Origin of the sequence: Nocardia sp. NPDC058666 (assembly GCF_042714895.1) — a bacterium.
GTDB lineage: Bacteria > Actinomycetota > Actinomycetes > Mycobacteriales > Mycobacteriaceae > Nocardia.
In genome coordinates this window covers 225,601-248,807 of sequence record NZ_JBHXRY010000002.1, presented here as the reverse complement: position 1 = coordinate 248,807, position 23,207 = coordinate 225,601, and the positions used below count along the sequence as shown (strand labels likewise).

The following is a 23,207-nucleotide window of genomic DNA, read 5'->3' as shown; positions in this document are numbered from 1 at the left end:
AGCATGACCAGGACGATCACCCAGACCCAACTCTGCACCGGCACTGCAGCAGTGTTGGACGCGCTCGAAGCGGGGGAGAACTTCATCATCACCAGAAACGGGAATCCCGTGGGCGAGTTGCGGCCGGTCCCGGTGCCGCGGCAGGTGCTGACATCCGACCTCCAGGCACGGCTCGCACGCTTCGCAGGGGTCGAAGATGCGGCCGCGGAGCGCACCGAGGTCGACGCAGTATTCGGCGAGGACCGAGTCGATCGTCGCGTCGGAACTTTGGACGTGCCGACACGAGACGAATCTGAGGCCGATCCGGTAGCCACGTAGGGCGATCCCAATTCTCGGAGACGCAGCGCCCCCTTCTCCACGAGGTCAGTTGGAGGGGTGACCACTCGAGGCCATTAGGCGACTCCAGGTTCTCTTCCACCAAGTATGTGTGCGAGGCATTAAAAGCAGCGGAGAGGACAGCACCATAACGGCTAGGAGTACGTAAACGTACATCTCTGCGAGGACAGGCGGCGCAATGGCGAGTGCGCATGCGAGAGCTACCAGAGTGAGCAGCACGAAGATGGGCCAGCGATCCTGGTTCCAGGCCTCGAATGCACCCACCGCAGACCCGCTGCCGATAAGGAGGACCAGGAGAAATAGCGGGAGACTCCACCATTTATTCGATACACCCATCCAGCTATCGAACCTTCTGGATTCCGTCACGCATACTCCGATCAACAACTCAGGTCGTCGAGGACCGCGGGCTATCTATGTTGCTGATTCCGGTGGGGTCGACGGTGATGATCGTATCGGCGTGGTGAGTGGTGGGGAGTTGGTGGGTGACGACTACGACTGTGCGGTTGGGGGCAACCAAACCGCTGTTGGGGTCGAGGAGGTTGCGGAGGAGTTGGTCGCCTTCGGTGGCGGATAGGTGTTCGGTGGGTTCGTCCAGGAGGAGGGTTTGGGCTGGGGAGATGAGGGCTCGGGCTAGGAGGAGGCGGCGGCGTTGGCCGCCGGAGACTGCGGCGGCGCCTGCGGTGAGGGGGGTGTGGATGCCGTTGGGGAGGGAGGTGAGCCAGGGGGTGAGACCTACTGTGTCCAGGGCGTTTTCGGCTTCTTCGGGGGTGAGGTCGCCGCGGGCTACTCGGAGGTTTTCCAGGATGGAGGTGCCGAAGAGGTGGGCGTCTTCGGCGAAGAAGGTGACCCCTTCGCGTGGGGTGTCGAACAGGCCCGCCCATCTCATCAGCAGCGTTGTTTTGCCTGCGCCGCTGGGGCCGACTACGGCGATTCGGCGACCCGCGGGCATTGCGATCGTGGCTGGGCTGTTGACGGGTGGGGATGAATTCGTCGAGATGTCGCGGAGGCGGTGCAGGGCTGCACGGGAGGTGGTGAGGGTAGTCGCGGCGGCGGGGAGGGCGGCGACGGCTTCGAAGGCGGAGAGGGGGACCAGGACGAGGATGGTGAGGGCCATGGGGGTCATGCCGCCGGGGAGTCCGCCGGTGGGGCCGTAGGCGGCGATGCCGACCAGTAGGGCGCCGAATGCGCTGATGCCGATCGAGAGGGGGGTGGCTGCGGCTGCCCATGCGCTTCGGGAGGCGGCGGAGTCTTCGGAGACGACTGCTCGGTGAGATGCCTTGTCTGCCACTGAAATTGCCGCGTCAAGGCGGCCTGCGACGCGCAGTTCAGCTGCGTGGTCGAGAACGGTCAATGCCTCGGCGGTGAACTCTGCTCGGTCGGCGCGCACGGCCCGTTCTGCTTCCTGGGCGGCGACCGCCGACAACCACGGCGCGAGGATTCCTGAAACACCCAGCGCCACGGCCAGAATCACTGCCGCCAACGGCGAGATGAAGGCGATCAACCCCACCGCGGCGAACGACAGCACCACTGCCACCGCGACCGGCACCAGCACGCGAACGACAACCGCCCCGAGATCGTCGATATCGGCACCGATCCGGACGAGCACGTCCCCGCGCCGCAGTTCGCGACCCGTACTCTGCTCTCCACTCCGCCGGCGATCCCGCCACCACCACACATCGGACTGCGCCAACGTCCGATACACCGAGGTCCGAGCGGTCGTCATCGCCCGCAACGCCACATCGTGCGTGGCCAGGCGTTCCAGGTACCGACACAGCCCGCGCGAGATACCCAACGCCCGCACCGCGACCACCGCGACACTCAGGTCGAGGACCGGCGGCATCTGCCAAGCCCGCGCGATCAACCACGCGGCAAGCGCGGCCAAACCGAGCCCACTGCCCAATGCGGCCACACCCCACGCGATCGCGATCACGACCCGCCCCGGGGACAATTCCAGCAGCCGCCACATCTCGCGCAGATCCCGAACAACACCGCCCTCCGATTTCCCCCCGCGCGAACCCGCGACGGCATCTACTCGATCCTCGTCGCGGGCCGCGTACTTCTTCGTCCGAGCATCGCCAACGGTGCCCGCACCACCGGATAGTTCCTGCTTGCGCATGGAATTCACGAGACCCGTACCTCCTGGCCGGTTCGGTCGGTCATCGCAACACTGGCGACCACCTCGACGACCACATCTGCCGCCGCGAGAACTGTCGGGCGGTGGGCGATGATGACGACCGTCGCACCCCGATCGGCAAGGGTGCGCAGCGTGTTCAGCACACGTCGCTCACTGTCGGGATCAAGGTGAGCGGTGGGTTCGTCCAAGAGCAGGATGGGACGAACGGCGGCGAGGACGCGAGTCAGCGCGAGGCGTTGGCGTTGACCGAGGGACAAGCCCGTGCCGTTCTGTCCGACGACGGTGTCCCAGCCGTCCGGAAGTTCGGCCAGCACTTCATCGAATCCTGTTGCCGCACTGATCAATTGCAGATCCACCGCACTGTCGGACCGCGCGCCGAGCAACTCGATGTTCTCGCGCAAAGTTCCGGGAACGAGCACCGGTCGCTGCGGCAACCACGCGATCCGACTCCACCAACGGTCGGGATCGAGCTCGCGAACATCGGTGCCGTCGACAAGAACAGCGCCTTCATCGGGCGAGATCAACCCGAGAATCGCCTGGAAGGCAGTCGATTTCCCGCATCCATTGGGCCCGGTCAGGGCAGTCACCACACCTGGCGCGAGTTCGGCAGTCAACTGGTCGGGCGCAGTCCCCGATCTGGCACCAACGGTCAACCCGCGCAGCACAATTCGCGCCGCGCCGACCTCAGCGGAAGCACGGGATTCGCCGCCGCCCACCACCGTCGATTCAGCATCGGGAAGCGCACGTTCCGCTGCGTCGGACTGCCGGTCCGCCGCACCAGACCCCCGATCCACCCCCTCCCCCGGCTCCAACACCGCAAACGCCCGCTGCGCAGCAGCCATCCCATCCTGCGCCGCATGAAACTTCTCCCCCACCACCCGCAACGGCCAATACACCTCCGGCGCCAAAATCAACGCCACCATCCCGCTGTACAACGCCATCTCCCCGAACACCAACCGCAACCCGATCGCCACCGCGATGATCGCAACACTCAGCGTCGCAAGGCTTTCCAACACCATCGACGAAAGGAACGCCATCCGCAGCGCACGCATTGTCCGCTCCCGCAGCGAATCCCCCAGCGCCTGCACCTGTTTCACCATCGAAGGCCCCTCGGCCCCTTCACGCCCGAGCGCACGCAGCGTCGGCATCCCCGCGAAAAGATCCAAGATCTGATCGGACAACCGAGTGGTCGCCGCGAGCGTGGCCTCGGCTCGCCCTTGCGTGAGCAGCCCGATGAGAATCATGAAAACAGGAATCAACGGCACGGTGATCACCGCGATCAGCGCGGACGTCAAATCGTGAAATGCGATGACTATCAACACAACCGGCGGCACAAGGCAGGCCAGCAACAGCGCGGGCAGGTAACCCGTGAACCACCCGCGCAACCCACTGAGCCCATTGCTGACAACCACCGCGATCTCAGTTCGCCGCGCATCCAGCTCCCGAGGCGGCAGCGAAGCACCGGCCCGCAACACCGCAGTCTCGAGCTCAGCGACCACCGCCGCCCCGGCCCGATGCGCCAGACGCGCCTGCCACCAACTGGCCAACCCCCGCACCGCGACAGCGATCGCAATCGCCACCAATTCGCCTGTCCACGAACCGAACTCACGCCTGCTGGGATCAGTGATGACCCCCGACAACACCCGCCCCAACATGATCGCCATCACCACGATCGTCCCCGTGATCACCATCGCCAACGCGACCGCGACCACCAGATGCGGCCGAGCCGACTGCGCGTACCGCCACAGCCGAGGATCAACGGGCCCCTTCCGTCGACGAGTCGCTACCTCGTCGACGGGCCCCGACCGATCGTCTTGCGACAAGCTCTCCGACACCACAGCGTCCGACCTTTCGCGAGCACTAGACAGGCAAACCCACCGGCGGCGGAATCTGTTCGACTCGAATTCGCTGCCGGAAAACCCAATAGGTCCATCCCTGATAAATCAGTACTACCGGCGTAGCGAGCACCGCCGCCCAGCTCATCACCTTCAACGTATACGCCGTCGATGACGCGTTGTAGATGGTCAGGTCGTAGAGCGGGTCGATCGTCGACGGCATGACATTCGGAAACATCGACCCCACGATCAACACGGTCGCGGAAACAACAGTAAGGGTCGTTCCGACAAAGGCCCATCCATCACGCCCGGCCGTATTCGCCACGCCCGCGAGCACGAGCCCGAGCACCGCGGTCGCCACCATGATCCAAGTCCAGGAGGCCCCATAGGTGAGCTGCGTCCACAGCCCGAACCCGCCGACCACCATCGCGGTAGGAATCAGCAGTAACCTGGCCAGCCGCAGAGCGTCCGTTCGAACGTCGCCCGCAGTCTTGAGCACCAGGAAAACCGCACCGTGCAGCGCGAACAGAGTCGCCGTCGCCAACCCACCGAGCAGCGCGTACGGGCTGAGCAACTCCCACACCGACCCCACCACCTGCCTGTCCGCGTTCAACGGCACGCCGCGCACGAGATTCGCGAACACCCATCCCCAGGCCAACGCCGGAATCCACGACCCGATCCCGATCCCGAGATCGCACCAGGCCCGCCACTTCGGATCGTTGATCTTGCCCCGGTATTCGATCGCACACACCCGCAGGATCAGCGCGACCAGCAACAGCAACAACGCCAGGTAGAACCCGGAGAACATGCTGGCGTACCACTCGGGAAACGCCGCGAACAGCGCCCCACCCGCGGTGATCAGCCAGACCTCGTTGCCGTCCCACACGGGCCCGATCGTGTTGAGCACCACCCGGCGCCGCGTGTCGGACCGCCGCCCGAGAATCGGCATCAACATTCCGACCCCGAAGTCGAACCCCTCGAGCACGAAGTAGCCGGTGAACAGCACTCCGATCAGGACGAACCAGAACTGTTGCAGACCCATCGTCGGCTCCTAGTACGCGAAGGAAAGCTGGTCGTTATCGGGCCCGTCCGTGGCCTGCTTCGGCGTGTCCGGGCCTGCTTCGACGTACCGCCGCATCAGGTAGAACCACACCATCGCCAGCGCGCCGTACAGCAGCGTGAACACCACCAGCGAGAACACCACGGTCCCGACGGAATGTTCGGATACCGCCTGCTGCACCGTCATTCGAATGTTCGGGTCGCCGGTCGGGTTGGGTACCACCGCCCACGGCTGACGCCCCATCTCGGTGAACACCCACCCCGCGGCATTGGCCAGGAACGGCGTGGGAATGGCGAGCAGGCTCAACCACCCGAACCACCGCTGATCGGGTACCCGACCGCCGCGAGTGAGCCAGAATCCGGCCAGGAGCAGCAGTACCGACCCGCCGGCCAGGCCGATCATGGCGCGGAACGACCAGTAGGTGACGAACAGATTCGGCCGATAATCACCGGGCCCATAGGCGACGTTGTAGGTCTTCTGCAGGTCGACGACACCGTCCAGCGTCACCCCGGTGAACTCGCCCTTGGACAGATACGGCAGCACATACGGCACTTCCAAGACGTGCACGACACTGTCGCAATTGTTGTGTGTGCCGACGGTGAGAATGGAGAAGTCGGGGTCGGTCGCGGTGTGGCACAACGATTCCGCCGAAGCCATCTTCATCGGTTGCTGCTCGAACATCAGCTTGCCTTGAATATCACCGGTAAGAATCAACGCGGCCCCGGACAGCGCGACCACTACCAGTGACGCCCGTCCCACCGGCCGCCACATCGTTTGCGCCTCAGCAAGTTTAACCGAATCACCACTTCGCGCATTACGCACCATCCACCAACCGGCGATACCCGCCACGAAGGTTCCCGCAGTCAGAAACGCACCCGCCACCACGTGCGGAAAGGCCGCCAGCGCAGTGTTATTGGTCAACAGCGCCCAAATACTTTCCAGCTCAGCACGTTTAGTCTCCGGATTATATCGAGCCCCCACCGGATGCTGCATGAACGAATTGGCGGCGACGATGAAGAACGCCGAAGCGTTGACCCCGATCGCCACGATCCAGATGGTCGCCAGATGCACCAGCCGAGGCAGTCGAGTCCACCCGAAGATCCACAATCCGATGAACGTGGACTCCATGAAGAACGCGATCAGCGCCTCCAAAGCCAGTGGCGCACCGAACACATCGCCGATGAAGCGCGAGTACTCGCTCCAGTTCATCCCGAACTGGAATTCCTGCACGATGCCCGTGGCCACGCCGAGGGCGAAGTTGATCAGGAACAGTTTGCCGAAGAATTTGGTCAGGCGGTACCAGCGTTCGTGGCCCGTGATCACCCAGGCGGTCTGCATCATCGCGATCAGCGGCGCGAGGCCGATGGTCAGCGGGACGAACAGAAAGTGGTAGACGGTCGTGATCCCGAACTGCCACCGGGAGACATCCAGGGTGTCCATCCGACCTCCACCGATCTACTACGACGACTTGTAGTAGATCGTACGCCCGCAACCACCCGCATCAAGGGTGACAACCGCCACGGTGCGCGAAAAGCCTTACCGCAGGGGCGCGCCCACCCGCGCCCCACGCAACGGTCACCAGTCTCCGATGGTCCCCGGCCGTTCGATCCCCAGGTCGACCAGGTCGATGATCTCCTGCGCGTTGTCGGGCGCCGACAGGCGAATGCCGTCGAGCTGGTTCACCCGTGCGGCCAGGGTCACACTCGACAGCAGCCAGATGCTGTCACAGTCGAAAAGGTCCGCGGTGAACAGTGTTTGGTACTTGCACTCCCACCCCGCCTTCTCGGCCACATTGAACAGCGCCCGCTGGGTGACGCCGGGCAGCACACCGCTTTTCTGCGGCACGGTGATCAGTTCCTTGCCGCGCGCGATCACCACCGACGAGCGCGGGCCTTCCAGCACCTTGTGCTCGGTGCTGTGGAAGATCACGTCGTCGGCGCCCATCCGCCGCGCGAACCGCAGCGCCGCCATATTGGTGGCGTACGACAGCGTTTTCGCGCCCAGTAGCTGCCACGGCGCGGCCTGCGCGAGGTCGACGGAGATGCCGCGCGCCAGCGACATCACCTTCACGCCCTCGGCCCGCACCGTCGCCACGCGCGCGGGCACCGGGGAGACGAGCACATACGCGGTGGGCTGCGGATCCTCGGGCGCCAACTCCGAGCGCGGCGCGTCGAATTCGGAGTCGCGGCCGCGCGTGTAGATCAACCGCAACATGCCTTCGGATTCCGAACCCCATTCCTTCACAGCCAATTCCACCGCGGAGCGCCAGCGCGACAGGCCCGGCTCCGGCAGTTCCAGTGCCTGCGCCGAGCGACGCAGTCTGGCCAGGTGGAATTCCAGCGCGGTTGCTACTCCGCCGCGCACCAAAATCGTTTCGAATACTCCATCGCCGCGCAGTGCGCCGATGTCGTCGGCATACAGTGACGGCACGTTCGCGTCGGCGACCGTCCCGTCGAGTGTCACAAGAACCCGTTCTCCCATGCGCGAAGCGTAGGCGTTATCGGTCCGTGACGTGTACCGCTGCTAAGAATCCGGCTCGCGACGCGCGGCGGTCGGCGGCCCGCGTGCGGCGCGTGTCGGCCAACGCGCCTACAGTGGGTGTCGTGTCACAGGTCGTCGCCCCCAGTCCTGTTCTTCATACTCCGGGTGCCGTCGCGGGTGCTCCCGATACGCAGGACGCCGCTGTCGCCTGGCATTACGGCGATCCGTTCGGTGAGCAGAAGGCCGCCGCGCAGCGAGTCGCGGTCGTGGATCGCTCCCACCGCAGCCTCGCGACGATCACCGGCGCCGAACGCCTGAGCTGGTTGCACACCATCACCAGCCAGCACATCGCCGCGCTGCCCGACGCGCACAGCGCCGAAACCCTCGACCTCGATCTCAACGGCCGTGTCCTGAACCATTTCGTGCTCACCGACCTCGACGGCACCCTGTGGCTGGACACCGAAGCCGACCGCGGCCCCGCCCTGCTGTCGTTTCTGCAGAAGATGGTGTTCTGGGCCGACGCGAAACCCGTAGCCGCCCCCGATCACGCCGTGCTGAGCCTGCTGGGCCCGCAAGTGGACACGCTGCTGCCCGCCCTCGGTCTCGACGGCCTGCCCGAGACCTACGGCGCCGTCGCGCTTCCCGGCGGCGGCTTCCTGCGCCGGATGCCCGGCGACTCCTTCGACCTCATCGTCCCCCGCGCCGACCTGTCGACCTGGTGGACCAAGCTCACCCAGGCCGGCGCCGAACCCGCAGGCATGTGGGCCTACGAAGCGCTGCGAGTGGCCGCAGTGAAACCCCGCATAGGCGTCGACACCGACGAACGCACCATCCCGCACGAGGCCCGCTGGATCGGCGGCATCGACGAGCACGGCGCGGTACACCTGAACAAGGGTTGCTACCGAGGTCAGGAAACCGTCGCCCGCGTCCACAACCTCGGCAAACCCCCACGCAACCTCGTGCTCCTACACCTGGACGGCTCCGCCGACGAACGCCCCACCACCGGCGACGACGTCACCGCGGGCGGCCGCACCGTCGGCCGCCTCGGCACCGTCATCGACCACTACGAACTCGGCCCGATCGCCCTGGCCCTGATCAAACGCTCGGTCCCCGCGGGCACCGAACTGGTAGTCGGCAGCATGGCCGCCGCCATCGACCCCGACTCGGTCCCCGCCGACGACGTCGAACAGGCAGGCCGCGCCGCCGTCAACCGGCTGCGCGGGCGATGAACCCCGGCACGAATCGCCTGGAAGGCATGGAGGTCGCAGCGTGAGCGTCGAACTGGTCGAAGTTGTTCGGTCCGGTTTTCGGGAGTGTGTGCATCGCGGTTCCGTGGTCGTTCTCGACGCACTCGGGACTCCTACCGTCGAACTCGGTGAGGTGCACGGGCCGATTTTCCCGCGGTCGACGAACAAGCCGATGCAGGCACTGGCCTTGTTGCGCAACGGTTTCGATCCCGTCGATGACGACGAACTCGCCATCGCGACCGCGTCGCACTTCGGCGAGCCTGATCACATCGCACTGGTTCGTCGGCTGCTGGAGCGCTACGGGTTCACCGACGATGATCTGGCCTGCCCGCCCGATCTGCCGTTCGAGGAGAACGCCCGGGCCGCCGCGATCAGCGGGGACGGCGCGAGTCGCGTGTACATGAACTGCTCGGGCAAACACGCCGCGATGCTGGCGACCTGTGTGATCAACGACTGGCCGCGCACCGGGTATCTCGACCTCGACCACCCGTTGCAGCAGGCGGTGTTGGCCACCATCGCCGATTTCACCGACGAACCCGAGACCGATCTCGGCATCGACGGGTGTGGGCTGCCGATCGTGCCGGTGTCGCTGATCAACCTCGCGCGGGCCTTCGCCGGGTTCACCACGGCCGAGCCGGGGACCGCGCCGCGCCGGATCGCCGACGCGGTTCGAAGCAATCCGCGAGTGATTTCCGGCACGAGCGGACCGGATCTGCTGGCGATGTCCACGACCCCCGGATTGTTCTGCAAGATCGGCGCCGACGGCGTGCACGCGGGTGCGCTCCCCGACGGCAGAGCCTTCGCGTACAAGATTTCCGACGGTCACGATCGGGCCCGGATGCCGCTGACGCTGGCGATTCTGCGCGAACTGGGCGTGGAATGGTCCGACGAGCACACCGCGCTCGCGGCCACCGCGGTGTTGGGCGGCGACGCCAGAGTCGGGGTCATCCGCGCGATTCCGGGGGTCTTCTGAGACCGGCCGGTCTGGGCGAAGAAGGGGCAAACCGGGGCGCTTCGACAGGTCTTCACCCACTCCTGGGAGCGCGACGGTCTGACACACGCTAAAGTGTCTGTCAGGAAGAGTATTAATTCGAACGGGGCCGCCAACAAACCCCAGGCCGCCCCGCAGTGACGCGAGGGGGTCAGCCATGGGCCGTGGCCGGGCTAAGGCAAAGCAGACCAAAGTCGCACGTGAGCTCAAGTACAGCTCCGCGCCGACCGACTTCGCGAGCCTTCAGCGCGAGCTGTCGGATAGCGATGCTTCGCCCTACTCCGCACCAAGGAGTAGTGCAGTGCTATCCGAGGAGCCGGAGGAGTCGCCGTCCCGATGGGACGACGATGACGACGGCTACGACAGCTGGCGCCGCTGAAGTTGCAGCTATTGCGGTGAATACCTGAATACGCGACGAGCGTCCTGTGCACACACACAGGACGCTCGTCGTGTTGGTCGCCTCGAAGCCCCGACCACTCCGAGCCGACCCATCTTGGGGTAGCCGTTGCGGGGTGGTTACAAACCCCGGAAACACGTGAGCCGGGCCGCAGACTGTCTGCGGCCCGGCTCAGTGCTGTGAAAGATCAGAACCTGGGGTGGTCGCCCAGCAGCACCGCACGCGGAGCTTCCACGTCGGCGGCCTTCTTGACCTGTCCCAGCGTCCAGCAGTCGATGTGGCGGGCGGTGAGCACCGCCAGCGCACGGTCGGCATCCTCGGGCGCCACGATCGCGACCATGCCGACGCCCATGTTGAACGTCTTCTCCATCTCGATGCGCTCCACGCGTCCGCGCTGCGCGATCATCTTGAACACCGGTGCCGGGTTCCAGGTGCCACGGTCCAGCTCGGCCACCAGGCCCGCGGGCAGCACGCGCGCCAGGTTGGCGGCCAGGCCACCACCGGTGACGTGCGAGAACGTGCGCACATCGGTTTCGGCGATCAGCGCGAGGCAGTCCTTGGCGTAGATGCGGGTCGGCTCGAGCAGTTCCTCGCCCAGCGTGCGGCCGAACTCCTCGACGTGCCCGGTCAGCGACATCCGGTCGATGTCCAGCAGCACCTTGCGGGCGAGGCTGTAACCGTTGGAGTGCAGACCCGACGAGCCCATCGCGATGACCACGTCACCGGGGCGAACCCGGTCGGGGCCCAGCACCGAGTCGGCTTCGACGACGCCGACACCGGTGGCGGACAGGTCGTAATCATCGGGATCCATCAGGCCCGGGTGCTCGGCGGTCTCGCCACCCAGCAGCGCGCAGCCGGCCTTGATGCAACCCTCGGCGATGCCGGAGACGATCTCGGCGACCTTCTCCGGGATGACCTTGCCGATGGCGATGTAGTCCTGCAGGAACAGCGGCTCGGCGCCACACACCACCAGGTCGTCCACGACCATGGCGACCAGGTCCAGGCCGACGGTGTCGTGCTTGTCCAGTGCCTGAGCGATGGCGATCTTGGTGCCCACACCGTCGGTGGAGGCGGCCAGCAACGGTTCCCGGTACCCGCCCTTGAGCGCGAACATCCCGGCGAACCCGCCGATGCCGCCCTGCACCTCGGGTCGGCTGGCCTTCCTGGCCAATGGTCCGAACAATTCGACGGCGCGGTCACCGGCTTCGATGCTCACGCCCGCCGCAGCGTAGGAAGCGCCTGCACCAGCGTTTTGTTCAGTCATTGTAGGGGAAAGCTCCAAACCGAATCGGCGGATAGATGCCCTATAACTCTAGGCCATCGACCCGGACGCCTTGCCTGCGCCGCCTGTACACCGCCGCGACGAAGCTGGCATCGAACTCAAGTCTCGCCGGCAGCGCGACAGGCGCAGGGAGGTTCTCAGTCCCTGGCCGCGTACTGAAGTGACTGGTAGTCTCCCGGCCAAGCGTTGCCGGGCGGAGGGCGGCGCGAGTTGACCGTGAGTACGCCAAGGGGGGCAGTCATATGACAAATCCACTGCAGATACCTGCTGAGCTGGTGCTCGCTCCCGGCGCGCTACCCGGAGTGCTGGCTCCCGGCGCGACCAACGCTGTCGTCGCCGCCATCAACAAGGCGTCGGCCAGCCTCGGCGGCAATCAATCGAAGGCGCAGGGGCTCGACGGTGTCTTGAGTGCCTTGGGATTGGGCAGCGACCCTGACTACTCGAAAACCGTTGAGCGGTTCATGGGGATGTCACACCAGGAGATTTACACCGCCGTGCATGGCGCGGGCGGCATGGACGTTGCCGGTCTGCACACGCTCTCCAACGCGTGGCTCACCGCCGCGGCTCAGCTGACCGCAGCCGCGCAAGCCTTCTTGACACGTGCGAACACCGTGCTCGCTGACAAGGCATGGACCGGGGCGAGCGGCGACGCCGCGAAAGCCGCCGTGTCGAGGTTGGCCACCGCCGTCGACACGACCGCGCAGATCTATCAATCAGTTGGCCTGCGAATTCAGGGCTTGGCCTTCGTCTCGGAAGCGATCCGCACGGCGGTGACCGCGCCGGTGGCCACATCGACGACTTTGAACAACGACAACCCCATGGCGGTGATCTTGCCCGGCCTGGCCAATCCCGCGACCGCCACCGGGAATCGGACCGAATCGACCTATAACGAGCAGGCCGTCCGTGCGGCGATGACCGCGCTCTACACACCGTCCTTCCCGCCGTCAGGCGTCGGAGTTCCGACCTATGTTCCGGTCAGCGATCAGCTCGCCAGCGGCGCTGGCGGCGTACCAGGCACGGGTGGATCGTCTGGAAGTCCGAACAGCGATGCTCCCGGCGGCCGAGATGGCGGTTCGGACAGTCCCGCCGGTCAACCCGCGCAGCCGGGGCCACAGGACCAAGGTGACGAGCCTGGCCAAGGCAATGGCTCAGAGGCCTCGAATTCCGATGATTCCCAGAATGATTCAGGTGGTTCGCCCGCTACGTCGACCGATGACTCCGCCGGGGCGACTACCCCCGCGGCCACCGCGCCGTCGGCCGTAGCCCCGACCATTCCGGGCGCCGGACCGTCCGGCTCCCCCGGTGGAACCTCACTCGGAATTGGTGGCGGCGGTGGCTCCCCGGGCGGCGGCGGATTGTCCTCGGCCGCGCCTGGGCAGCCGATACCCGGCAGTCCGCTCACGCCAGGCGGTCCCGGCCCGGCAAACTCCGGATCCGCTGCCCGCGCGGGTATGCCAGGGACGATGGGACCGATGTCGCCCGGAGCTGGGGCGAGGGGCGGAAAACAACCGGACGATGAGGAGCACTACGCGCCCGGGTACCTGCGTCGAGTTGATCCCATGTGGACAGAGAACCTGTCGGCGGTGCCACAAGCCCTTGGTGCCGAAGACTCGCCAATGGCAGATGCGAGCACACCAGCGGCCGCTGCCACAAACACTCCCAACAAAGACTCCGAGCAGCGAGCACCCGCGACAACCCCAGCGACCAATGGTGACAGCGCCTCGTCCTCGCATTCGAACGCGCAAGCGCCGCTCCCCATCCCAGCCGCGCCCGAACCAGACCACAACGTGGTTCCGGCCGAAGGACCCCCCACCCCCGTCATGCCATCAGACCCCAATCCAGCTCCTGCGGTAGATAATTCGCCACCGCCCGTGGAGGCGGAGCCGCCACGCGATCCGGTTGCGGAGCAAGCGGCTGCGATCATCGCGCCCAACGTCGCAGACTTGCTCGCGTCCTACGGATTCACCCCAGGTGCCCAGCCGAGCCAGCGCGAGCGGAGCAACTGATGTCCGACGACCGTGCCTGGTCCCTGACCTGTGACGAATTCGCGTGGATCTGGCGTGCACACACCGACCGCGACGAGTTCTACTTCCCAGATCCGATCGATATCCGCGAGACCGCAACGACCGAGGCCGAACACTGGCCGATCATGACCGCATGCGCCAAGCGCTATCCCAAAGACGACAATCCCTGGCTCACAGCGGCATTCACTACTCTCGCCGAGCCACGGGACAGAATCAGGGCCTATGGCACGCTCCCAACCGGGGAGCAGCTGCGGGTACACGGCGCGATCACGTCGAATCTTGGGGTGGTTGTCGTCCAACGATGCCAAGGAATCGGTCAGGTCGGCCCCATCCTCGTGTTCACCTGCCGCCCTGAATCGGTCGCCACCTACGTTGCCCGCGCGCTACCACCAGCCCAGCCCGGCGGTGCAGGCCGGATGGACGGGTACGCACCCAGGGTCAGGGGCGAAGGACCGAACACGTCTTACCTACCCAGCGCCGATGGCCGCCTGCCAACCGATGAACGCATCCGCCACCTCCTTCTCCGCATTCCCCGCGAGGCTGAAGGCCATTTCGTCATCGAATCCGCGGTCAACGACCCGCGCCCCTACGCGCCGCATTACCTGAATTGGATAGATATCCCGCCCGGACAATTCGCGTCCGGCCGCTACCTGATCACCGTGCAGCGCGACGACGTGACCGTCCTACCGGCCGACAACGACGTAATCGCCACCGAACTCCGTTCCCGACTCCGTGCCGACACACCCGCCCAGGTGTGGTGAAAGCGAGCGAACCATGAGCCAAGAACCTGAACGCCAGCTCCCCCAGATCGACTACGGGAAGAAGGAAATCTCCCAGTTGCTCGAAGGTGCGCGCAATGGTGAGATCAGCTTCGAGGAGGGTGCGGTGCGACAGTTGGCGGGTGAGGTCGAACAGCTGATCGCCGCAATCGCCTCTGCACGGCCAAATATGGATATGGCAAAGCAGACCAAGGGTTTCGGAGGATTCGAATCCGCACATGAACTCGCGGCGGGATTCGCTTGGAAGGCAAATGAAGGCCACAGCGTTCTCGATCAACTGATAACCGGGTCACTCGACCTCGAAGAAGGAATCCTTCGTGCCGCCAACATGATTCCGGCCATAGACGAGATAAACAAGAGTCGAATCAACCTCGCGAAGGGCAACCTGGGCGGTGCCCAGTGAAGGCTAAGCTCGCGATCGGCATCCCACTCTTCGCCATAGCTATCAGTGCGTGCACCGGCCAGCCATCAGGTAATAACCCCATCTCGACAGGAGATTCGACTGCTCCGGCAACTTCTGCACGTCCGTCGATCCTCGTAGCTGTGCCAGCAGCGCCACCGCAAGTTGGCCGAGCCGGAACGCGGGCCGGTTACGACCCCTGCTTTGAAATTGGAGATGGTCCAGTTTCCGAACTCGGCTTCGAGGCCTCGTCACGCGTCAGGTCTGACTTCATTTATGACGACTACGCCTGGATCGGGTGCAAGTTTGAGCGACGAGAGAAAAGTCGCGTCACCGGAAATGACATACCCGGTGGATGGATGATAATTTCATCGACCGACCTAAGCCTAGACAAATTTTGGCAACGCTCAGATTTCTCATCCAAGCAGGCCATCACGGTCAATGGACGCGAGGCGCTCTCATACATGCCAGAGTTCAAGGACCGGTGCAGCATAGCAATGAAGGGGCCCGACGGGGTGATCAGCGTCGACCTACACAACGCAAAAGGGTTGTCGGACTGGGACGGTTGTGACCACATCCAAGAAGCCGCCGAGAAAATCGAATCCGCGTTGCCGAGAATGAAATAGGGATCGAGAGAGAAATGTCTGACCTCGCCGTCAACCAGCAAGCTCTCGTCGCCCTCGGCGTAGAACTGAACAGAATCGGCACAGCATTGGAAAAAACCGACTGCCACACCCCTTTCCGCTGCGGCATCGATGACTTGAAAGGCACTGCGACAGCGGCAGTCTCAGCCGCCGCAGTCGACCAGGTACGCACCGCGCTGAACGCGGTCGCATCCCGAATCCACGCCATGGGCGGCGCGGCAATCCGCTGTTCAGGCGACTACGAGGCAGCCGACCGCGAGTTCGCCGCCCTTCTCAACACGGTCGGCGGTGGCGTGTACTCATGAGTATGGGTTTGAGCCAGATGCGTACGTACAACCCTGAAGCCACGACCAGCGCGGTCGCGCGCGGAGTCGAAGCCTTGGTCGCCGACTTCCGGAAGAACATGGCGGACGTTTACACCAAAGTGGACGCGACCCACGATGATTGGAAGGGTGATGCGGCGAAAGCCGCGAACGAACGCGCACTCGGCGAGCGGTTGTCCGGGAACAAACTGGCGACCGAGCTAGAAGACATCGCCACCGCGTACAAGGTGCATGGCGCCGCCATGGATGGTTACTGCAAGGCCGCGGTCGCCGCAGCTGACGGCTACATCATCGTTGGCATGAACGTCGCTGACGACGGCACAGTAACGGCCCCCGCCGGTGCGACTGGAATAAAGAACCCAGCCATGGCCGGCGGCGTCATCAAGATGTCACCCGAACAGCTGGCGACCTACGCCGTCGAGGCGACCAGTCGCGTCAAGGGCCTCATCAACCAGTTCATCACCGAGGATCTGACCCTCGCGCAGAAGGCTGGCCAGGAACTCCTCGACTTGGTCCAGAAAGCCAACGGCGAGTTTGGACTTGGACCCCAGAAGTCAGACAGGTACGGCAACTCCGGGGTCGACGACGGCAAGGCACTCGCAGAGGCGTTGCGCACCAACGACACCGCGAGGATTGACGAAATCCTCGCCAGCATGCCTGACAACTCACTGCCGCAGGCGGACCTCGCAGCGCTCGCAGCGGGCAAGGACATCGCGGTCCCCGCTGAACTCCGCGACTACTACAAGAACCTCTACCAAGATCTTGGCAAAGACGGCTTGCTCTCGCTGAACAGCTATCTCACCGAACAATCTCAACCGGGTAGCGCCACGCTCCCAGCCGCTGTCCAAGCTCAATCGAACATCGCCAACGGCCTGATGATGGTCTCGAATGAGCGCATCGGAACCGGCTTCGACAACACCGGAAAACTCATCTCACCAGGTGACTACAACCAACTTCCAGCAAGCCTGCGCAACGGCGTTTCGGGCCGACTCGCCGACGTCGACCTAGGCAAAGTCGCCCCGCAAGGCCCCTACGAATTCCAGAAGCGCCTCCAGGAAAAGATCGGCATGGCCGACCTCATGTCCCACGCCGACGACGGCATGCCACCGGGCACAACCCTTGGCACCGAACTCGGCCGCCAAGGAGCCGACCTCGCCGATTACGTAGACGGCAAGGCCACCGTTATCAACCAGTGGTCGGCCCAACATTGGCAGGACGCGATGCCCGACGGCACCATCGGTGCCAACGGCGTCTTCGGCGAGCCGAGCAAGGAATCGCTCGAGTCCGCCGCCCAGAAATACCTCGAGGTGGGCACCTCCAACCCCGAAGCCGCCTACCAACTTCTCACCGGCAAGAACTCCCACACCGGTGAACCTCTCCCCGCCGACCTCTCCTTCGGCGCCAACGCTGACCACAACCCAACCGGCAATTATGACCCGTCCAAACTCGTGACAACCGCCATCCGCCACGAATGGCCCGACGACGGCAAAGCCGCCGCCGGCATGGTCGACTGGATCGGCGAACACACCCACGACCAATCCAAACTCGGCGATCTCTCCCGCGAGGCGTACGCGGGCCTACCCAATATCCTTTCCCCGCACGATGACGCCGGCGTCCTCGTGACCGAAGGCAAGGGCGACGAGAAGAAGAGCGTCTTCGCGATCAATGCCGAGTCGTTCCTCAAGAATCCCGAGCTGGCAACTGGTCTGAGCAAAACTCTCGCTCCCAATATCGATTCCATCCAGGGAAATCTAAATGTGCCGGACATGACCCCTGGCAGCGGCAGGATCTCAACCGCCGATGCCGAGCGCATGCTATTCCTGGCAGCGGAGTCCCAGGAAGGCGTTATGTACCTTGAGACAGCTCGCCAAACATACGACTTGGGCGTACTCAGCAGACTCGAAGCCGGAGGGTATGCAGACCCTGCCAAAGCGTTGACAATAATGGGCGGAATTGACGCCCGTATGGATTCCGCGATCAGCAACGCTGCGTTGTTCCGAGATGTGAACGACAAGATTGAAGGATATTCACATCGGCAGGAGATATACGACTCCAAACAAAAAGCCGCCGAATTCGCCTCGATGCTCGTCGGCGGAGTCACGGATGGGCCCATCGAGAAGATGCCAGGGGGCGCGATTGTGCACGGCATTGTAGGCGAGATGCGCGACAAGGGCATGGAATCGGTTATCGAAAAATGGAACCCCAAGCCGGAAGAAGAGTCCAGCCAATTTCCTCGCCCGCAGGACTTGAAGGCGAACGCCTACGCTTACTATGACGAAAAGGTTGCACTTCACAACCTTTCGACAGATGCAAGAGATAAGCTCAGCACTGCATATAACGGTCTGGCCGTCGATACTATTATCGATTCTCCGGACGCTCTTAACCAATTCTTGGCCGGTGGCGCAGCACAGGTGACAGGTGGCAATGGGGGAGGGAAATAGCATGGTGAGATCGATGGGACTCGCTGCAATCGCCGGCGTTGCCGCCCTATGCTTAGGCTGCGCAACGGAACAGTCTTACCCTCACGATCCAGCGACGGCACAAGTCCCATCGCTGAACCGCAAAGCGCCATTGTTCGACCCTTGCGAATATATCGCACCAGAACTGCTCTCCAAACTGGACCTAACCAAGTTGGAGTCAGATTTCTACGCGCCTACATACGCAGGAGGAGACTGGTCATCGCAAATACGAGTCAGCACTTCGTGTGACATAAAAGATCAAAATCCGACCACCCAACCCGAATCTAGTGCTGCTCAATTCGACTTTGCAACCACAAACGTAACAATTGAATACATCGAGTCCCTGAAGTCCAGTAGCCAAAGCCGGGATACACGCCGCCTGACCATAGCTGACCACCCCGCGATCGTAGCCAACTCCACAATTGGACCGGGAACTTGCTTTGTACTCGTTGAGATGAAGGAGTACAGCATGATTCTGGATGGCAACTTCGGTGATACGACATGTGATCGCGGCGTCCTCCTCGCTTCAGAGTTCGCCCCCGCGATGCCCAACAGGTGAGAAGACGATCAATAGTGGTAGCGGGCCTGGGCGACGAGGAGGTCGTTGCCCTGGATCGCGTAGACCAAACGATGCTCGTCATTGATGCGCCGAGACCAGTAGCCCGACTTGTCGCCCCTCAGCGGTTCGGGCTTGCCGATTCCAGCGAAGGGATCGCGTTCGATCTCATCGATCAGGCGCATGATCCGCAGGGCGAGTTTCCGATCAGTGTCGATCCAGTGCGTCAGATCCTCCAACGCGGCCTTCGCGAAAATGACCCTCACTCGAGTTCCTCCGCGACCTTCCGCACGTCGACCTCGACCACGTCACCGGTCTCCAACTGGGCGATGCCCATGGCCAACCGGGCGGCATTCGCAGGGGATCGCAGAAGATAGAGCGTCTCCCGCAGCGAGTTGTACTCGTCCTCGGAAATCAGGACGGCGTTGCCTTTGCGGCTGGTGATGTGGACCGCGATCGCATCGTCGTTGACCTGCTCGATCAGTGGGAACAGGTTGCTTCGCGCTTCACTGGCGGACATGCTGGTCATCGAGATCGGTCCTCTCCCAAGAGTCCCCTCAATGGTACCGCATTGTGGTACGACTCCCCCGCCCGAAAGCTGCACTTCGAGCGGGCAGGGGAGCCGGTCCTACTCGATGCCGACACCCTCGAGCCGACGCCGTCGCTGTTCGACTGGGTCGGGGACCGGGACGGCGGCGACGAGGCGGCGGGTGTACTCGTGCTGGGGGTTGCGCAGGATCTGTTCGTTGGTGCCTTCTTCGACGCAGGTGCCGTCGCGCAGGACCATGATGCGGTCTGCGAGTTGGTCGACTACGGCGAGGTCGTGGCTGATGAACAGGCAGGCCCAGCCGCAGGAGCGCTGCAGTTCGGCGAACAGTTCCAGGACCGCTGCCTGCACCGAGACGTCGAGGGCGCTGGTCGGTTCGTCGGCTACGAGCAGGTCCGGGTCGAGCACGAGTGCGCGCGCCAGGCTGGCCCGCTGACGTTGTCCACCGGACAGTTCGTGCGGGTAGCGGTTCTCGGTGCCCGCGGGCAGTTGCACGTCGTCGAGCATGTGCCGCACGCGCGCGCGGATGCTCGCCTTGTCGCCGATGCCGTGCACGACCAGCGGTTCGGCCACGCACTCGCCGACCGTGAGGCGCGGGTTCAGCGAGCCCGCGGGGTCCTGGAACACGAACCCGAACCGTCGCCGGATCGGGCGCAGTTTTCGCTGGGACAGATCCGCGATGTCCTGCCCGCGAATCAGCACGTGCCCTTCGGTGGGCCGTTGCAGCGCGGCCACACAGCGTCCGATGGTCGACTTGCCCGACCCCGACTCGCCGACCAGGCCGAGGGTCTCCCCCGGCCGGATCTGCAGGCTGACGCCGTCGACCGCACGGAACGCGGGCCGCCCGAACGGACCGGGGAACGTGACGACCAGATCCTTCACGTCGAGCACAGGCTCGACAGTCCGGTCGATCACGGGCCGCTCGATGGTCGCCGCGCCGAGGTGCGGAACCGCATCGAGCAGGGCTTTGGTGTAGTCGGCCTTGGGGTTGGCGAACAGCTCGTGCACCGGCGCCTGCTCGACCACCTCGCCCTCGCGCATCACCACGACACGATCGGCGAGATCGGCCACCACACCCATGTTGTGCGTGATCAACACGATCGCGCTGCCGAGCCGGTCCCGCAGATCCCGCAGCAACTCCAGGATCTCCGCCTGCACGGTCACGTCGAGCGCGGTGGTCGGCTCGTCGGCGATGATCACCTTCGGCTCGCACGAGATGGCGATCGCGATCATCACGCGCTGCTTCTGCCCACCCGACAGCTGGTGCGGGTAGTAGTCCACGCGATGCTCCGGATCGGGCAGCCCGACCGAGCGCAGCAGCTCGATTGCCTTGGCCTTGGCGGCTTTTCGGCTCATGTCGCTGTGCGCGCGCAGCGCTTCACAGATCTGGAACCCGACGGTGAACAGCGGGTCGAGCGCCCGCGCGGGCTCCTGGAACACCATCGACACCGCCCCGCCGCGCAACGCGGTGAGCTGCCGTTCGGTCATGGACGTGACCGGCCGGTCGCCGATGGTGACCAGCCCGCGCACCGACGCGGAATGCGGAAGCAGTCCGATCGCGGTGCGCGAGCTCACCGACTTGCCCGACCCGGACTCGCCGACGATGGCGAGCACCTCGCCGGGGAACACCTCGTACGACACATTGCGCACCGCGTGCACGGGTCCGGCGTCGGTCGAGAAGGTCACCGACAAGCCCGAAACCGCCAGTGCGGCAGTGGTTTCACTCATCGACCGTCTCCTTCGAAGTGACCGCGCGGCGGGTGCGCAGCATCGGATTGAGCGTCTCGTCCAGGCTCTCGCCGACCAGCGTCATCCCGAGCACGACCAACACGATCGCGGTGCCGGGGAAGATCGAGGTCCACCACAGCCCGTTGGACACGTCGTTGAGCGCCTTGTTCAGGTCGTAACCCCACTCGGCGGCCTGGGTCGGCTCGATGCCGAACCCGAGGAAACCCAGCGCGGCCAGCGTGAGAATGGCGTCGGCGGCGTTGATGGTGACGATCACCGGCAGCGAACCGGTGACGTTGGACAGGATGTGCCGGAACATGATTCGTGTGGTCGACGCCCCGGTGACCCGGGCGGCGTCGACGTACGGTTCGGTCTTCACCGCGACCGTCGCGTTGCGCACCACCCGAAAGTATTGCGGCACATACACAACGGTGATCGCGATCGCCGCGGACAACATGCCGCCCAGACTGCTCGACGTGCCACCGGCCACCACGATCGACACCACGATGGCCAGCAGCAGCGACGGGAACGCGTAGATGGCGTCCATGATCAGCACCAGGATCTTGTCGACCCAACGCCCCACATACCCCGACAGCAGACCCAACGGCACGCCGATCAGCAGCGACAACGTCACCGCGATCGCGATCACCAGCAGCGCGGTGCGCGCACCGAACAGCACTCGCGACAGCACGTCCTCGCTGCGCACCGAGGTACCGAACCAGTGGTCGGCCGAGGGCGGTTGCTGCGGCAGGAATGCCACACCGTCCGCGGAGTTCTGCGCCAAACCGTAGGGCGCCAGCAGCGGCGCGAAGGCCGCCACGAACACGAACACCCCGACCAGCACCAGCCCGGTGATCAACGTAGCCCGTTGCAGCCCACCGGTTTTCGACAGCAGTTCGGCGCCGGGCAGACGCCGGCGTTTCACAGCGGTGGTCATCTAGAACCTCACCCTCGGGTCGATCAGCGCGACAATGGCGTCCACGACGAAGCTCATCACCGCGACGATCAGCGCGATGAACGCCACGATGCCCTGCACCGCGATGAAGTCACGCGCCCGCAGATACTCGGCGAGCTGATAGCCCAAGCCCTTCCATTCGAACGTGGTCTCGGTGAGTACCGCACCGCCCAGCATCATCGCGATGCACATGCCCATCACCGTGATGATCGGGATCAGCGCGTTGCGCACCGCGTGCCGACCGGTGACCACGCGCGAGGACAACCCGCGCGCCCGTGCCGCTTCCACGAAATCGCTGCGCAGAGTTTGGATCAGGTTCACGCGCACCAGTCGCAGGAAGATGCCCGCGGTCAGCAAGCCCAGCGCCACCGCGGGCAGTACCGCGTGTTCGAGCACGTCGAGCACGTACGACGGCTCGCCGTACAGGATCGAGTCGATGATCAAGATGTTGGTCTTGGGCGAAACATGTTGCAGCGCAAGCTCTACGTCGGTGCTGGCACGCCCGCCGACCGGGAACCAGCCCAGCCACACCGAGAACACCAGCTTGAGCAACATGCCCACGAAGAACACCGGCGCCGCGTAGGCCAGCACCGCGGAGAACCGCAGGAACGCGTCCGCGGCCGTATCCCGGTGCGTCGCAGCGTATCTGCCCAACGGAACACCCACCGCGAACGCCACGACCAGACCCCAGAACACGAGCTCGAACGTCGCGGCACCGTAGGTGATCACCACATCGGAGATCGCCTCGTTGTCCTGTGTTCGTCCGAAATCACCGCGCAGGAATCCGGTCAGGTACTCCCAATACTGGGTAAGGATAGGCCGATTCAGCCCGGCCGCTTCCTTGCGTTCGAAGATCTGCTCCTGGGTCAACCGGCCACCCATGGCCGCGCTGATCGGGTCACCGATCACCCGCATCAGGAAGAACACCACCGTCACCAGCAACCACGCGGTCGGCAGAATCAGCAACAGCCGAATCAGCAGGTACCGCAGCAAAGCCACCTGGCGGGAACCCCCGCCGCGCATCCACCC

At 64.4% G+C, this 23,207-nt stretch carries 21 protein-coding genes; 10 read left to right on the top strand and 11 right to left on the bottom strand.

The features are described 5' to 3' along the window. Positions 1–3: 3 nt before the first annotated feature. Positions 4–318 (top strand): type II toxin-antitoxin system Phd/YefM family antitoxin, encoded by a 315-nt coding sequence (locus ACFWVD_RS07750; RefSeq protein WP_379241230.1) that lies wholly within the window; start codon positions 4–6, stop codon positions 316–318. 403 nt (positions 319–721) lie between these two features. Here the strand turns inward: ACFWVD_RS07750 and ACFWVD_RS07745 are convergent, their stop codons facing one another. The 5 genes from ACFWVD_RS07745 to ACFWVD_RS07725 all read right to left on the bottom strand — a co-directional run bounded on the left by ACFWVD_RS07745 (position 722) and on the right by ACFWVD_RS07725 (position 7,846). After that, a complete protein-coding gene (locus ACFWVD_RS07745) occupies positions 722–2,302 on the bottom strand; it encodes an ATP-binding cassette domain-containing protein (protein WP_379241552.1) in 1,581 nt (526 codons plus the stop codon). Positions 2,303–2,457: 155 nt separating this feature from the next. Beyond that, on the bottom strand, positions 2,458–4,305 hold the full coding sequence (gene cydD, locus ACFWVD_RS07740) for a thiol reductant ABC exporter subunit CydD (RefSeq protein ID WP_379241551.1): 1,848 nt from the start codon (positions 4,303–4,305) through the stop codon (positions 2,458–2,460). A 25-nt stretch (positions 4,306–4,330) separates the two neighbouring features. After that, a complete protein-coding gene (cydB, locus tag ACFWVD_RS07735; protein WP_379241228.1) occupies positions 4,331–5,347 on the bottom strand; it encodes a cytochrome d ubiquinol oxidase subunit II in 1,017 nt (338 codons plus the stop codon). A gap of 9 nt (positions 5,348–5,356) precedes the next feature. Next, complete coding sequence (locus ACFWVD_RS07730; protein WP_379241227.1) at positions 5,357–6,805, bottom strand: cytochrome ubiquinol oxidase subunit I; 1,449 nt, start codon at positions 6,803–6,805, stop codon at positions 5,357–5,359. A 135-nt stretch (positions 6,806–6,940) separates the two neighbouring features. Beyond that, positions 6,941–7,846 carry an aminodeoxychorismate lyase gene (locus tag ACFWVD_RS07725; RefSeq protein WP_379241226.1) on the bottom strand — a complete coding sequence of 302 codons (906 nt, stop codon included), beginning with the start codon at positions 7,844–7,846 and terminating at the stop codon, positions 6,941–6,943. A 122-nt stretch (positions 7,847–7,968) separates the two neighbouring features. Here ACFWVD_RS07725 and ACFWVD_RS07720 point away from each other — a divergent pair, with 122 nt between their 5' ends. The 3 genes from ACFWVD_RS07720 (at position 7,969) to ACFWVD_RS07710 (ending at position 10,463) form a co-directional block, all read left to right on the top strand. After that, complete coding sequence (locus ACFWVD_RS07720; RefSeq protein ID WP_379241224.1) at positions 7,969–9,075, top strand: YgfZ/GcvT domain-containing protein; 1,107 nt, start codon at positions 7,969–7,971, stop codon at positions 9,073–9,075. 40 nt (positions 9,076–9,115) lie between these two features. Beyond that, positions 9,116–10,066: an asparaginase gene (locus ACFWVD_RS07715; protein ID WP_379241223.1), complete on the top strand. Its 951-nt coding sequence runs from the start codon at positions 9,116–9,118 to the stop codon at positions 10,064–10,066. A 175-nt stretch (positions 10,067–10,241) separates the two neighbouring features. After that, entirely contained in the window at positions 10,242–10,463 is a 222-nt protein-coding gene (locus ACFWVD_RS07710) for a DUF3073 domain-containing protein (protein WP_379241222.1), read from the top strand. 205 nt (positions 10,464–10,668) lie between these two features. Here the strand turns inward: ACFWVD_RS07710 and purM are convergent, their stop codons facing one another. Next, the gene (gene purM, locus ACFWVD_RS07705; protein ID WP_379241221.1) at positions 10,669–11,745 is read right to left on the bottom strand and encodes a phosphoribosylformylglycinamidine cyclo-ligase; all 1,077 of its coding nucleotides are present in this window, start codon (positions 11,743–11,745) and stop codon (positions 10,669–10,671) included. Between the two features lie 260 nt (positions 11,746–12,005). Here purM and ACFWVD_RS07700 point away from each other — a divergent pair, with 260 nt between their 5' ends. From ACFWVD_RS07700 to ACFWVD_RS07675, 6 genes are read left to right on the top strand one after another with little or no spacing between them, the layout of a single operon-like run. Continuing rightward, positions 12,006–13,769: a hypothetical protein gene (locus ACFWVD_RS07700; RefSeq protein ID WP_379241220.1), complete on the top strand. Its 1,764-nt coding sequence runs from the start codon at positions 12,006–12,008 to the stop codon at positions 13,767–13,769. Continuing rightward, positions 13,769–14,548 carry an ESX secretion-associated protein EspG gene (locus tag ACFWVD_RS07695; protein ID WP_379241219.1) on the top strand — a complete coding sequence of 260 codons (780 nt, stop codon included), beginning with the start codon at positions 13,769–13,771 and terminating at the stop codon, positions 14,546–14,548. Before ACFWVD_RS07700 ends, ACFWVD_RS07695 begins: the two co-directional genes overlap by 1 nt. A 13-nt stretch (positions 14,549–14,561) precedes the next feature. Then, positions 14,562–14,969: a hypothetical protein gene (locus tag ACFWVD_RS07690; RefSeq protein WP_379241218.1), complete on the top strand. Its 408-nt coding sequence runs from the start codon at positions 14,562–14,564 to the stop codon at positions 14,967–14,969. After that, positions 14,966–15,592, top strand: coding sequence for a DUF3558 domain-containing protein (locus tag ACFWVD_RS07685; RefSeq protein ID WP_379241217.1), 627 nt, complete (start codon positions 14,966–14,968; stop codon positions 15,590–15,592). Before ACFWVD_RS07690 ends, ACFWVD_RS07685 begins: the two co-directional genes overlap by 4 nt. 14 nt (positions 15,593–15,606) lie before the next feature. Next, a complete protein-coding gene (locus tag ACFWVD_RS07680) occupies positions 15,607–15,915 on the top strand; it encodes a hypothetical protein (protein ID WP_379241216.1) in 309 nt (102 codons plus the stop codon). Further along, positions 15,912–18,374: a hypothetical protein gene (locus ACFWVD_RS07675; RefSeq protein WP_379241215.1), complete on the top strand. Its 2,463-nt coding sequence runs from the start codon at positions 15,912–15,914 to the stop codon at positions 18,372–18,374. The genes ACFWVD_RS07680 and ACFWVD_RS07675 overlap by 4 nt, the downstream gene beginning before the upstream one ends. Positions 18,375–18,959: 585 nt before the next feature. Here ACFWVD_RS07675 and ACFWVD_RS07670 read toward each other — a convergent pair. From ACFWVD_RS07670 to ACFWVD_RS07650, 5 genes are all read right to left on the bottom strand, one after another. Then, positions 18,960–19,214 (bottom strand): Txe/YoeB family addiction module toxin, encoded by a 255-nt coding sequence (locus ACFWVD_RS07670; RefSeq protein WP_379241214.1) that lies wholly within the window; start codon positions 19,212–19,214, stop codon positions 18,960–18,962. Then, positions 19,211–19,477: a type II toxin-antitoxin system Phd/YefM family antitoxin gene (locus ACFWVD_RS07665; RefSeq protein ID WP_379241213.1), complete on the bottom strand. Its 267-nt coding sequence runs from the start codon at positions 19,475–19,477 to the stop codon at positions 19,211–19,213. Before ACFWVD_RS07665 ends, ACFWVD_RS07670 begins: the two co-directional genes overlap by 4 nt. Before the next feature lie 99 nt (positions 19,478–19,576). Beyond that, a complete protein-coding gene (locus tag ACFWVD_RS07660) occupies positions 19,577–21,223 on the bottom strand; it encodes an ABC transporter ATP-binding protein (protein ID WP_379241212.1) in 1,647 nt (548 codons plus the stop codon). Further along, positions 21,216–22,160, bottom strand: coding sequence for an ABC transporter permease (locus ACFWVD_RS07655; protein ID WP_379241211.1), 945 nt, complete (start codon positions 22,158–22,160; stop codon positions 21,216–21,218). Before ACFWVD_RS07655 ends, ACFWVD_RS07660 begins: the two co-directional genes overlap by 8 nt. Continuing rightward, positions 22,161–23,201: an ABC transporter permease gene (locus ACFWVD_RS07650; RefSeq protein WP_379241550.1), complete on the bottom strand. Its 1,041-nt coding sequence runs from the start codon at positions 23,199–23,201 to the stop codon at positions 22,161–22,163. Between the last annotated feature and the right edge of the window lie 6 nt (positions 23,202–23,207).